9 protein-coding genes are annotated in these 12,454 nt (G+C 67.6%); 6 read left to right on the top strand and 3 right to left on the bottom strand.

Annotation, left to right across the window (positions count from 1 at the left end; genetic code table 11):
* Position 1 precedes the first annotated feature (1 nt).
* The 3 genes from V3B25_RS04930 to dapE are packed head-to-tail and all read left to right on the top strand — an operon-like array spanning position 2 to position 2,407.
* Positions 2 to 871, top strand: a complete 870-nt coding sequence (locus tag V3B25_RS04930) for a hypothetical protein (protein ID WP_329810228.1) — start codon at positions 2 to 4, stop codon at positions 869 to 871.
* A 31-nt stretch (positions 872 to 902) separates the two neighbouring features.
* Positions 903 to 1,274, top strand: a complete 372-nt coding sequence (locus V3B25_RS04925) for an arsenate reductase (protein WP_180838119.1) — start codon at positions 903 to 905, stop codon at positions 1,272 to 1,274.
* Positions 1,271 to 2,407, top strand: a complete 1,137-nt coding sequence (gene dapE / locus V3B25_RS04920; protein ID WP_134952040.1) for a succinyl-diaminopimelate desuccinylase — start codon at positions 1,271 to 1,273, stop codon at positions 2,405 to 2,407. The genes V3B25_RS04925 and dapE overlap by 4 nt, the downstream gene beginning before the upstream one ends.
* Before the next feature lie 66 nt (positions 2,408 to 2,473).
* On the opposite strand, the gene V3B25_RS04915 is transcribed toward dapE, so the two are convergent.
* Entirely contained in the window at positions 2,474 to 3,352 is an 879-nt protein-coding gene (locus V3B25_RS04915; protein WP_107433389.1) for a tetratricopeptide repeat protein, read from the bottom strand.
* Positions 3,353 to 3,691: 339 nt separating this feature from the next.
* Here V3B25_RS04915 and asnB point away from each other — a divergent pair, with 339 nt between their 5' ends.
* Together asnB and V3B25_RS04905 are read left to right on the top strand one after the other, a co-directional pair.
* Positions 3,692 to 5,383: an asparagine synthase B gene (gene asnB, locus V3B25_RS04910; RefSeq protein ID WP_329810227.1), complete on the top strand. Its 1,692-nt coding sequence runs from the start codon at positions 3,692 to 3,694 to the stop codon at positions 5,381 to 5,383.
* Positions 5,384 to 5,483: 100 nt separating this feature from the next.
* Positions 5,484 to 6,872 (top strand): cation:proton antiporter, encoded by a 1,389-nt coding sequence (locus tag V3B25_RS04905; protein WP_329810225.1) that lies wholly within the window; start codon positions 5,484 to 5,486, stop codon positions 6,870 to 6,872.
* Between the two features lie 88 nt (positions 6,873 to 6,960).
* On the opposite strand, the gene V3B25_RS04900 is transcribed toward V3B25_RS04905, so the two are convergent.
* On the bottom strand, positions 6,961 to 9,288 hold the full coding sequence (locus tag V3B25_RS04900) for a penicillin acylase family protein (RefSeq protein ID WP_329810223.1): 2,328 nt from the start codon (positions 9,286 to 9,288) through the stop codon (positions 6,961 to 6,963).
* 124 nt (positions 9,289 to 9,412) lie between these two features.
* Between V3B25_RS04900 and bfr the strand changes: the two genes are divergently transcribed.
* A complete protein-coding gene (gene bfr, locus V3B25_RS04895) occupies positions 9,413 to 9,901 on the top strand; it encodes a bacterioferritin (RefSeq protein ID WP_004151115.1) in 489 nt (162 codons plus the stop codon).
* A 287-nt stretch (positions 9,902 to 10,188) separates the two neighbouring features.
* Here bfr and parC read toward each other — a convergent pair whose 3' ends face one another.
* Positions 10,189 to 12,432, bottom strand: a complete 2,244-nt coding sequence (gene parC / locus V3B25_RS04890) for a DNA topoisomerase IV subunit A (protein ID WP_329810221.1) — start codon at positions 12,430 to 12,432, stop codon at positions 10,189 to 10,191.
* Positions 12,433 to 12,454 lie beyond the last annotated feature (22 nt).

Here is a 12,454-nt window from a genome sequence, read left to right as displayed (position 1 = left end):
GGTGACTGCGCCGGAGGATCTGGCGCAGTCCGCGATCTACCGGCATCCGTCCGACACCCTGGTCGGGCGGATGCTGCCGCGCCTGCTGCACGCCCCGCGCTGGACCCGGCTGCGCCGTGTACTGTCGCGGCGCTGGCCGATGCCGGCGCTGGTCAGTGACGTGCGCGATGTGGTCTACGTGAGCTGGTGGGTCGACGTGCGTCACGCACCGATGCCACCACCAGGCCATCACTACGTGGTCCATGCCGGACGCACGCCTTACACCATCCTCAGCTACCGTCACGGCCACTTCGGGCCCGCGCTGGCTGGGCCGCTGCGTTCCCTGATGCCGTCGCCACGGCAGAGCAACTGGCGCTGGTACCTGCGTCGTGACGACGATCCGGACGGGACGCCGGTGGTGCTGTTTGATCGCAACGTGATGGACCAGCTGGTCTTCGTCGCCGGCGCGCGCGTTTTCAGCGATGCCATGCAGCCGCATCTGTCCACCCGCTTCGAGCATGTGGTGCGCACCGATGGCGATGGGCACACCCTGATCGAAGGTGGGCAGGGCAGTGCGCCGAGGTTGCACCTGCAGTGGCAGGCCGCTGCAGGCTGGGAGGATGTGGCGGCGTGGTCGGCGGCCTTCGGCGGCCACCAGGCCCTGCTGCGTTTCCTCACCTGCCAGGACGAGGCCATCGCCCGTACCTGCGACGGCCGCTGGGCCAGCACCCGCATCGCGCTGCCGGTGGAGATCGCGCAGCTGCAACCGCTGCAGCTGGAAGGCGAACCGCAGTGCCCGCGTCTGCAGGCAATGGGCGTGGCGCTGCACGAGGGGCTGGTCTTCCGGCTGCCAAGGGTGCCGTTCCGGGTCGTGTCCGAGCGCCTGTTGTGAGATTCTGGCCCTCTGTTTTCCAGCATCACAGATGGCCATGAGCACCACTGTCTACGGTTTGAAGAACTGCGATACCTGCAAGAAGGCGACCAAGTGGCTGGACCGCTTCGGCGTGCCTTACACCTTCGTCGATTACCGCGAGAACAAGCCGAGCCCAGAAACACTGCTGGCGTGGGCTGGGCAGCTGGGGGGCCTGGCCGCGATGGTGAACAAGTCGTCCACCACCTGGCGGCAGTTGCCGGACAACCGCAAGGCCGCCGACTCCGAGGCCGAATGGAAGCTGCTGCTGCGTGAATACCCGCAGCTGATCAAGCGTCCGCTGGTGGTCACGGCCGATGGCACGGTCAGCCAGGGCTTCAGCGACAACGGTTTCAAGGCCCGCTTCGGCGTGGGTGACGCATGAGTGCGGTCCTCGACCTGACCTGCGAACTGATCGCACGACCCTCGGTGACGCCGGATGATGCTGGCTGCCAGACACTGCTGGCGGCACGCCTGAAGCAGGCCGGGTTCCAGTGCGATCACCTGCGCCTGGGCGAGGTCGACAACCTGTGGGCGACCCATGGCCAGGGCGCGCCGGTGCTGGTGCTGCTGGGCCATACCGACGTGGTGCCGACGGGCCCGCGCGAGGCCTGGGCCAGCGACCCGTTCACGCCGCAGATCCGTGACGGCGTGCTGTACGGCCGTGGCGCCGCCGACATGAAGGGCAGCGTGGCGGCGTTCGTGGTCGCCGCCGAGCAGTTCGTCGCCGCACATCCCGATCACCCTGGCACGCTGGCGGTACTGCTGACCAGCGACGAGGAAGGCGATGCCATCGATGGTGTGCGTCACGTTGCACGGCTGTTCGCCGAGCGCGGCCAACGCATCGACTGGTGCATTACCGGTGAACCGTCGTCGACCGCGATCCTGGGTGACCTGCTGCGCGTGGGGCGTCGTGGCAGCCTGTCGGCCAAGCTGCGCGTGCAGGGCGTACAGGGCCACGTGGCGTACCCGGATAAGGCGCGCAACCCGATTCACCAGGCTGCTCCGGCCCTGGCCGAACTGAGCGCGCGGCGCTGGGATGACGGCTACGAGAGTTTCCCGCCGACCAGCCTGCAAGTCTCCAACATCCATGCCGGCACCGGTGCCAACAACGTGATTCCCGGCGAGCTGGAGGTGGATTTCAACATCCGCTACAACCCGCACTGGGATGCACCGAAGCTGGAGGCGGAGATCACCGCATTGCTGGGCCGCCATGGCCTGCAGTACACGCTGAAGTGGCACCGCAGCGGCGAGCCGTTCTACACCCCGGAAGGCACGCTGCGCGCCACCGCGCGTGCGGTGCTGGCCGAGCACATCGGCCGTGCGCCGGAAGAAAGCACCGGCGGCGGCACGTCAGATGCACGCTTCATCGCACCACTGGGTGCACAGTGCATCGAAGTGGGGCCGGTCAACGCCAGCATCCACCAGGTGGACGAGAACGTGCGCGTGGACGATCTGGAAGCGTTGCCGGGGCTGTACCAGCGCCTGGTGGAACGGCTGCTGGTGGGAACCCCATGACGGAATGAATCCCGCGAGGGTGGGTGCCGACCGTTGGTCGGCACGCCTCCCGCCGGGGCCGCTTCTCTACTCGGAAAAAATGAAGAACGGCGGCTCGACCGCTTTCTTCCAGTAACTTGGCGCGGCCATGTAGAAGTGTTGCGCCTCGGCTCTGGCGAACCAGCGCGCCGCCGCGTCGGTGTCTTTCTCCACACCCGGCGCACTGCGGCCCAGCAGCAGACCGGCGAAGTACTGGCCGAACACATTGCCCTTCTCACCGGCGCGCTGGTACAGCTGCAGCGCACGCACCGGATCGCGCGGCAGTCCCATGCCCTTTTCCAGCAGCGCGCCCAGGTCGACCTGCGCTTCGGTGTCGCCGTGCTCGGCACGACGCTGGATCTGCGCCACCAGCGGATGCACGGTGTCACCCTGTGCGGCCACCGCATCCGGCAGTCGCGACGATGAACTCGGGTAGCGCTTGTAGATCATTTCGCGCAGGTCCCAGCGCAGCGCCTGCTGCGCGTCGCCTCGCTGGCGGTAGGCCTTGGCGAGCCCGTAGAACGCATAGGGATTGCCGTGATTGGCAGCCGCCAGATACGCGCGTTCGCCACGTCGCCAGGACGCGCGCAGGACAGGTGCCGGGTTGATGTGGGGGCTGCCGGCATGCTGCAGCCTGCCGGAGATCCAGATCCGGCCCAGTGCTTCTTCCGCTTTGGTGTTGTGGAAGGTCCAGGGCGTGATCGCGGCAGCACGCTCGTAGTAGGCGACGGCGCGCGGATCGTTGAAACGTTCGAAGGTCTGCGCGGTGTCCCAGGCTCCGTCGAAGCTGCCGTCGGTGCCGCGTCGCTCCAGTGCCTGCTGCTGCGCCAGCGGCAACGTGGAGGGCGGAGGCAGGGTCTGGCAGGCGGCCAGGCCCAGGCAGAGCAGGGCGGCCAGCGCCGCGTTGCGTCCAGTGCGGTGTTGCATTTCCATTACACGTTTCACGGCGGGCCATTATGTGCGCCGGGGAGTGGTTGCCAACGCAACGGTTGCGCCGTGCCGGAAACCGGGGTAGGGTCGATGCCATGTCGATCCGCCTGGCCACCGCCGTCAATAACAACAACCGCAATAATCTGCGCGCGAATAATCGTGCGCGGCCGATGCGGGACTGCGCCCTGGGTAGATAGACAGCAACACACGCCCGGACACCAGAAAACCCGCATCAGCCGATGCGGGTTTTTTTGTGCCCGGGCGCAGCCCCACCCGGGCCTGGATGGCCGGTCGAACACCCTCCCACCCGTGAAATCCCCCAACAGGAGCTCTCCCATGTGTTCGATCTTCGGAATCTTCGGCCTGCAGGCCGGTGACGATCTTCCCGCCCTGCGCCGCCATGCGCTGGAACTGTCGCAGCGCCAGCGCCACCGTGGCCCCGACTGGAGCGGCGTGTACCTCGACGAAGGTGCGCTGCTGGTCCATGAGCGGCTGGCCATCGTCGACCCGGCCGGTGGTTCGCAGCCGCTGCTGTCGGCCGATGGCCAGCTGGCGCTGGCGGTGAACGGCGAGATCTACAACCACCAGGCATTGAAGGCGGCGCTGACCACCGCCTACGACTTCCAGACCGGCTCGGACTGCGAGGTGATCAACGCGCTGTACCGCCAGGGCGCTTCGCCGGCGCAGTGGCTGGAACAGCTCAACGGCATCTTCGCCTTCGCGCTGTGGGACCGCGACAGCGGGCGCGTGCTGGTGGCGCGTGACCCGGTCGGCGTGGTGCCGCTGTACTGGGGCCACGATGCCCAGGGACGGCTGCGCGTCGCCTCGGAAATGAAGGCACTGGTCGATACCTGTGCCGACGTCGCGCAGTTCCCGCCGGGCCACTATTTCGACAGCGCCCGTGGTGAGCTGGTGCGTTACTACCAGCAGCCGTGGCGCGACTACGCCGACGTGCAGGGCCGGCAGGCCGACCTGGCCGAACTGCGCCAGGCGTTCGAGCATGCGGTGGAGCGCCAGCTGATGAGTGACGTGCCGTATGGGGTGCTGCTGTCCGGTGGCCTGGACTCGTCGCTGGTGGCGGCGGTGGCCGCGCGCTATGCGCGTCGCCGCATCGAGGATGGCGGGCAGACCGAAGCCTGGTGGCCGCGCCTGCATTCGTTCGCGATCGGCTTGAAGGGCTCGCCCGATCTGGCGGCCGCGGCGATCGCTGCCGAGGCACTTGGTACCGTGCATCACGGCTTCGAATACACCTTCGAGGAAGGCCTCGACGCGCTGCCGGAAGTGATCCGTCACATCGAAACCTACGACGTCACCACCATCCGCGCCTCGACGCCGATGTTCCTGCTGGCACGGCGGATCAAGGCGATGGGCGTGAAAATGGTGCTGTCCGGCGAGGGCAGCGATGAGATCTTTGGTGGCTACCTGTACTTCCACAAGGCGCCGGATGCACGTGAACTCCACGACGAGCTGGTGCGCAAGCTGGACGCGCTGCACAACTACGACTGCCTGCGCGCCAACAAGTCGATGATGGCCTGGGGCGTGGAGCCGCGCGTGCCGTTCCTCGATCGTGAGTTCCTTGATGTGGCGATGCGCTTCGATGCCGCGCACAAGATGGTCGGCGCCGGCTTTGGCGGGCGTCGCATCGAAAAGGCGGTGCTGCGCGAGGCGTTCGACGGCTACCTGCCGGACAGCATCCTGTGGCGGCAGAAGGAACAGTTCAGCGATGGCGTTGGCTACGGCTGGATCGATGGGCTGAAGGCGCATGCCGAAGCACAGGTGAGCGACCGTGTACTGGCGGCGGCCGACAAGCGCTTCCCGCACAACCCGCCGCAGACCAAGGAGGCGTACTACTACCGCCACCTGTTCGAGCAGTTCTTCCCCAGCCGTGCGGCGGCCGAGACCGTGCCGGGCGGCAAGTCGATCGCTTGTTCGTCGCCGGCCGCCATTGCCTGGGACGCCAGCTTCGCCGCGGCGGCAGATCCGTCGGGCCGCGCGATCGCCGGCGTGCACAAACAGGCACTGGCCTAAGCCCTCAAAAAGGGGACGGAGGGGATTAAGTCGTTTGTGCCACTAACGACTTAATCCCCTCCGTCCCCTTTTTGTATGATCGCCCCCTGCGCATTGGGGAATGTTCATGGACGTACAGGCAGGTGGCGACGTGCCGCCCACGAAATGGGGATGGCGTTATCTGGCCTGGGCCGGGGTGCCGTTGCTGGCTGGCGTACTGCTGGCGCGGTATGCCGGGCCGGCGGCGCCCGAGGCGGTTGCCCGCGCCACCGCCGCCGCTGAAGGCGGCTGGGCTCAGCATCTGGCGTCCCCACTGGGCCTGTTCCTGCTGCAGCTGCTGGTGCTGCTGCTGGTGGCCAAGGGCGCCGGTGCGCTGCTCAAGCGCTTTGGACAACCGGCGGTGATCGGCGAGATGGCCGCTGGCCTGATGATGGGGCCGCTGGTGCTCGGCAGCCTGCTGCCGCAGCTGCATGGTGCGTTGTTCCCGGCCAGCTCGCTGGGTCCGCTGGGCATGCTCAGCCAGCTGGGCGTGCTGATGTTCCTGCTGGTAGCCGGTGCCGAGCTGGACCTGGCGGCGCTGCGTGGCCGCCGGCGCTTCGCCTTCACGGTCAGCCATGCCGGTATTGCAGTGCCGTTCGTGCTCGGCGTGGCGCTGGCGATCTGGCTGTATCCGCAGCACGGTCCGCAGGGTGTGGGCTTCACTGCATTCGCATTGTTCGTCGGCATCTCCATGAGCATCACCGCGTTCCCCGTGTTGCTGCGCATCCTTGCCGATCGTGGGATCACACAGACGCCATTGGGCCAGACCGCGATCGCCTGCGCGGCATTGGGCGATGCCACCGCCTGGTGCCTGCTGGCCTTGATCGTCGCCGCCGCCCAGGCCAGCGGCTGGTTGCCGGCCAGCCTCAACCTGCTGTGCGTGGTCGCGTTCGTGGCGCTGATGCTGGGGCTGGTGAAGCCGTGGTTTGCCCGCCAGCAGATTACGCCGGGCCGTGAGGGACGTTGGTTGCTGGGTGTCCTGCTGCTGTCACTGGCGAGTGCGCTGGTCACCGAGATGCTGGGCATCCACGCGTTGTTCGGTGCATTCGCTGCGGGCGTCGCGGTATCGTCCAACGCGCAGCTGCGCGACCTGTTGATGGCCCGCGTCGAACCGTTCGCGGTGACCCTGCTGCTGCCGTTGTTCTTCGCCATGACCGGCCTGCGCATGCGCGCCGATGCGCTGCAGGCCAGCGATATCGTGTTGTGCGTGGTGGTGATCGCGGTGGCCACGGCCGGCAAGCTGCTGGGCACCTTCAGTGCCGCGCGCAGTGCGGGCATGCCCACGCGCGAAGCGTGGCGGTTGGGGGCGCTGATGAACACCCGTGGCCTGATGGAGCTGATCGTGCTCAACCTGGGCTACGAGCTGGGCCTGCTCGGCGATCGGCTGTTCGCGGTGCTGGTGATCATGGCGTTGGTGACCACGGCGATGACCGGGCCGCTGCTGAACCTGATCGAGCGGCGCCGGGGCTGAGCGCTGGCGGGGCGGGCCGGCCGCTGGCCAGCAGCCTCATGAGGCTGGCCACCCGGGCTTGGAGGCCGGCCAGCGGCCGGCACTACCGCTACCGCGCCGGTACCAGCGTCATCGTGTGCTGCGCCTTGCCGGGCAGGAACGGTGTCGGCCGCCCATGCACCCAGTCTTCGTGGCCGGCGCCCCAGTACGGCGACAGCGGATGGCCGCTCTGGCCGCCGGGCATGTGCACGATGCCGTCGGCCTCGTGGCCGGGCGAGACCACCATGCGTTCGGAGGCGCCGAAGTTCGGCGTCTGCACACGCGGCATGTCACGGTCACCGGGCAGGGGATCGGCGGGCATGCACAGCCAGCGCTTGGCGATGTCCGGCAATGCACGCGCGATAGGGTGGCAGAGCGCCGCGGTGTTGCGCTCTCCCCAGGTGCGCTGGGCCAGTGGGCCCTGCTTGGCCAGCTCGCTTTCGGTGCGGCGTGCGGCATCAAGCAGCAGCGCGTCCCAGCTGTCGTAGGCCGGTGGCAACAGGTTGGCGGGGCGTTGCTGCAGCATCGGCCAGGCCACGCCTTCCAGTTGTGCCAGGCGCGGGTCCAGATAGTCATCGCCCAGCTGTGCGTTGGCCGGTGCCAGCAGTGCTTCGGACAGGGTATCCATCACCTGCGTGCGGAACGCGCGCACCACCCGGTAGCTGACCGAGCTGGCCGAGGCCCGGCCGCCCCATTGGTGGCTGACGGACTTCAACCGCTTCAGCGCAGGATCGTCACTGCGTTCGATGACGTCATGCAGCAACGCCCACCAGCGCTGCAGGAACACGGCGCGATCATCGAGCTGGATCGCCAGCAGGTCGTGTTCGTCGAAGCGGTCCTGGATGGCGAGCAGGTCGCGGATCTGCTGCGCACGCGCGCCGAGGTCATAGCCACCGTTGCCGACGCTGGCCAGCGCCTCGCCGTCGAGGACGCGTCCGTTGGCGGTCCACAGGCGATGGTTGGGGGGATCGATCAATGCAGGCGAGGCATCGCTGCGGATCGGCCACGGCGCGCAGTCCTGGTTGCTGGCGGCCGTGAAGCCGGCCGGCGCACAGCCGGGGCCTCGGTCGGGGCGGGCGCCGATCAGCCGCCAGGCGATGCGGCCGCTGCGGTCGCCGACCACCAGGTTCTGCGCGGGAATGCCGGCGCGGTCGGCGAAGTGCAGTGCACCGTCCAGGTCACCGGCACGGGCCAGGTCAGCGAAGTCCAGGCGCACCGCGCCGGGCAGGTGTGCGACCCAGCGCAGGGCATCGCCACTGCCATCGGCATGGGTATGCAGGATCGGCCCCCAGGCGGTTTCGCGTACCGGGAACAGCACGTCGGCCTGGCCGGCCACCGCAATGCGTTCTTCGTGCACGGTCACCGTGGCGTTGGCCGGTTCCGTGCGGTAGTCCGCCGTGTCGATGTAACTGTTGGTGAAGCCCCAGGCCACGTGCCCGTTGCTGCCGACGATCACCGCCGGCAGGCCAGGGAGCGAGAAGCCAGTGACGTCGACCTGGCCGCCGGCAGCCTGCGGGTCGGGGTAACGCAGGCGCACCCGGAACCACAGGCCAGGCGCGCGCAGGCCCAGGTGCATGTCGTCGGCGACGATGGCGCGGCCGTCCGCGGTGAGTGCGCCGGCCACCGCGAAGTTGTTGCTGCCGATGACGTCCGCCTCCTCCTGCTCGGTGCCCGGCTTTCCCTTCAATGTGCGCAGATCGAGCTGGCTGGCATCGGGCAGAATCGCATTGCCGGTGGCTTCGCCAAACAGCGGTGCATCCCATTCGGTGCCGTCGTGGGCAATCAGCGCGTACAGCGCCGGCGGCACCACCGCACGGATGCGGCTGAGGGCAAGCTCGGTCTGGTTGTTCGGGTCCTGCAGGTCGGCGTACATGGCCAGCCCGGCCAGCACGCTGTCGCTGGCCTGCCACGGTTGCGGTGACTGCCGCAGCAGCAGGTAGGCCCATGGCCGCACGGAGAGATCGGTAAGGCCTTCGTTGACGCCATCCACATAGGCGCGCACGACCGCGCCGTTGTCGCCCAGCGCGGTATCCAGATGCGCCTCGGTGCGGGCGCGCAGGCGGTGCACGCGCATGCGCTTGTCAGCTTCAATGGCCTTCGGCCCGAACAATGCCGACAGCTCGCCGGCGGCACTGCGGCGCATCAGGTCCATCTCGAAATAGCGTTCCTGCGCATGCACATGGCCGAGTGCGCGCATCGCGTCGGCCTGGCTGCCGGCAGTGATGGTGACCACGCCCAGCGCATCGCGCTCGATGGTGACCGGCTTGGCCAGGCCCGGCAGCGCATGCTCGCCGTCCAGGTCGGCCAGGCTGCTGCGCAGCAGGAGCCACAGGGCCAGTGCGGTGACCAGCACGATGGCGACCAACACACCCAGCACCCAACGCCATGTACGTCGCATCGCACGTCCTTTCCGAACTCGTGGGCTGATTGTAGCCGCAGGCGCAACTGCGACTGATTCCGATTAGATCACCGTATTTTGAAATGCGGCACCCTATGCCACATCGATTCACAGGAGCCCCCCCATGAAAGGCAACCCGGACGTCATCGCCTGCCTGAAGGAACTGCTGCGCGGCGAGCTTGCTGCCCGCGACCAGTACTTCATCCATTCCCGCCGCTACGAGGACCAGGGCCTGTTCGCGCTGTACGAACGCCTGAACCACGAGATGGAAGAGGAAACCCAGCATGCCGACGCGCTGCTGCGCCGCATCCTGTTCCTCGGCGGCGACCCGGACATGCGCCCGCATGCCACCGAGCCGGGCAAGACCGTGGAAGAGATGCTGCAGAAGGATCTCGACACTGAATACGCGGTTCGGAACAATCTCGCCGCCGGCATGAAGCTGTGCGAAGAGAAGGGTGACTACGTGAGCCGCGACATGCTGCTGGCGCAGCTGAAGGACACCGAGGAAGACCACGCCTGGTGGCTGGAGCAGCAGCTGGGCCTGATCAAGCGCATCGGCCTGGAGCTGTACCAGCTGAGCAAGATCGACGGCAACGGCGCCCCGGCGCACTGAGCCGCAGGCGCCGCCGGGCCATGCCCGGTGACCACCCGGTAGAGCCGACCGCTGGTCGGCTGCTCTTCAAAAGACAGCCGACCAGCGGTCGGGTCTACCAGAAGAAGCACAGCGTTCTGTCGCCCGCCAGCACCGGAGCATCGCCAGCCAGCTTTCGCCAGCCAGCCGCTCCACCGCCCGCCAGCCGACAACGAAAAAGCCGGGGAATTCCCCGGCTTTTTCGTGTCTGGTCTCCGGCAAGGCGTGTCAACCAAGGTTGACACCCACCAGGAGCAAGGCCCCAGCCTTTACTCCACCGACAACCCTTCCACCTTCTGCCAGCCGCGCGGCAGCAGGTGGCCGCGGGTGGCGCGGGCGCCGAGGTAGGCGTCGAGCTCGTTGAACTTCAGCCCCATCGTGCGCTGGCCGCTGCGTACCTGCAGGGTCTGCCCCGGGCTGATCGCTACGATGGCGACCACGCGTTCGGTGGCGAGCTTGGCCTTGGGGATCTCGATGATCTTGTTGCCCTTGCCCTTGTCCAGTTCCGGCAGGTCGTTGGCGGCGATCGCCAGCAGGTTGCCCGAACTGGTCACCGCCACGATGCGGTCGGTGGCGACGTTGGCCACTACCGACGGGGTCAGCACGGTCGAACCGGTTGACAGGTTCAGCATCGCCTTGCCGGCCTTGTTGCGGCCGATCAGGTTCTCGAAGCGGGTGACGAAGCCGTAGCCGTGGGTGGAGGCCAGCACGAAGCGGGTGTCCGGCTCGGCGCTGGCCAGGGTCACGAAGCTGGTGCCCGCGGCCGGCGAGAAGCGGCCGGTCAGCGGTTCACCGTTGCCACGCGCGGAGGGCAGGGTGTGCACCGGCGTCGAGTAGGCGCGGCCCTCGCTGTCGAGGAACGCGACCTGCTGGGTGCTGCGCGCACGCACCGCGCCCTGCAGCGCATCACCGTCGCGGTAGGAGAGGGCGGACGCATCGACGTCGTGGCCCTTGGCGGCACGGATCCAGCCCTTTTCCGACAGCACCACGGTCATCGGCTCGCTCGGCACCAGCTCGGTCTCGTCGATGGCCTGCGCGGCCTGGCGCTGCACCAGCGGCGAACGGCGCGCGTCGCCGAACTTCTTGGCGTCGGCCGTCAGTTCGTCGCGGATCAGCTTCTTCAGCTTGGCCTTGCTGTCGAGGATGCCGAGGATCTTCTCGCGTTCCTTGGCCAGCTCGTCCTGCTCGCCGCGGATCTTCATCTCTTCCAGGCGGGCCAGCTGCTTCAGCTTGGTTTCCAGGATGTACTCGGCCTGTTCCTCGGACAGGCCGAAGCGCGCGATCAGCGCCGCCTTCGGTTCGTCCTCGGTACGGATGATGTGGATCACCTCGTCCAGGTTGAGGAAGGCGACCAGCAGGCCTTCCAGCAGGTGCAGGCGGCGCTCGACCTTCTGCAGGCGGTGCTGCAGGCGGCGGGTGACGGTGTTGCTGCGGAAGGTCAGCCATTCGCTGAGCAGCATCTTCAGGTTCTTCACCTGCGGACGGCCGTCCAGCCCGATCACGTTGAGGTTGACGCGGTAGCTGCGCTCCAGGTCCGTTGTCGCGAACAGGTGGCCCATCAGCTGGTCGGCGTCGACGCGGTTGGAACGTGGCACCAGCACCACGCGCACCGGGTTGGCGTGGTCGGATTCGTCGCGGATGTCTTCCAGCCACGGCAGCTTCTTGGCGCGCATCTGCGCGGCGATCTGCTCGATCACCTTCGACGGCGACACCTGGAACGGCAGCGCCGTCACCACGATGTTGTTGGCTTCCTTGTTGAAGGTCGCACGCGCACGCACGCTGCCGTTGCCGGTCTCGTAGATGTTCCGCAGATCGTTGGCGGCGGTGATGATCTCGGCGCTGGACGGGTAGTCCGGGCCCTGCACGTGCTCGCACAGGTCGCGCACGGTCGCATCGGGGTTGTCCAGAAGGTGCAGCAGTGCGCTGACGATCTCGTTGAGATTGTGCGGCGGCACGTCGGTGGCCATGCCCACGGCGATGCCGGTGGTGCCGTTCAGCAGCAGGTGCGGCAGCCGCGCTGGCATCCAGGTCGGTTCCTGCAGGGTGCCGTCGAAGTTCGGTGCCCAGTCGGTGGTGCCCTGGCCCAGTTCGCCCAGCAGTACTTCGGCGATCGGGGTCAGCTTGGATTCGGTGTAACGCATCGCCGCGAACGACTTCGGGTCATCGCTGGAGCCGAAGTTGCCCTGGCCCTCGATCAGCGGGTAGCGGTACGAGAACGGCTGCGCCATCAGCACCAGCGCCTCGTAGCACGCGCTGTCGCCGTGCGGGTGGTACTTACCGATGACGTCACCGACGGTGCGCGCGGACTTCTTCGGCTTGGACGCGGCATTCAGGCCCAGCTCGCTCATCGAATAGATGATGCGGCGCTGCACCGGCTTCAGGCCGTCGCCGATGAACGGCAGGGCGCGGTCCAGGACCACGTACATCGAGTAGTCGAGGTAGGCGCGTTCGGCGTACTCGCGCAGCGGCAGTTGTTCGAATCCGTGGAACACGGGGCGGGCAAGTTCGGTCATGCGGCGTTGTTACCTGTTGTCG

Source organism: Stenotrophomonas sp. SMYL8 (assembly GCF_036320065.1).
GTDB classification, from domain to species: Bacteria; Pseudomonadota; Gammaproteobacteria; order Xanthomonadales; family Xanthomonadaceae; genus Stenotrophomonas; species Stenotrophomonas maltophilia_A.
This window is presented reverse-complemented; position numbering and strand designations above follow the sequence as displayed.

What these genes read in the sequence shown, in the direction of transcription:
- V3B25_RS04925 (WP_180838119.1), top strand. Translation starts at nt 903, where the DNA reads ATGGCCATGAGCACCACTGTCTACGGTTTGAAGAACTGCGATACCTGC.
- dapE (WP_134952040.1), top strand. Translation starts at nt 1,271, where the DNA reads ATGAGTGCGGTCCTCGACCTGACCTGCGAACTGATCGCACGACCCTCG.
- V3B25_RS04915 (WP_107433389.1), bottom strand. Translation starts at nt 3,352, where the DNA reads ATGCAACACCGCACTGGACGCAACGCGGCGCTGGCCGCCCTGCTCTGC.
- asnB (WP_329810227.1), top strand. Translation starts at nt 3,692, where the DNA reads ATGTGTTCGATCTTCGGAATCTTCGGCCTGCAGGCCGGTGACGATCTT.
- V3B25_RS04905 (WP_329810225.1), top strand. Translation starts at nt 5,484, where the DNA reads ATGTTCATGGACGTACAGGCAGGTGGCGACGTGCCGCCCACGAAATGG.
- V3B25_RS04900 (WP_329810223.1), bottom strand. Translation starts at nt 9,288, where the DNA reads ATGCGACGTACATGGCGTTGGGTGCTGGGTGTGTTGGTCGCCATCGTG.
- bfr (WP_004151115.1), top strand. Translation starts at nt 9,413, where the DNA reads ATGAAAGGCAACCCGGACGTCATCGCCTGCCTGAAGGAACTGCTGCGC.
- parC (WP_329810221.1), bottom strand. Translation starts at nt 12,432, where the DNA reads ATGACCGAACTTGCCCGCCCCGTGTTCCACGGATTCGAACAACTGCCG.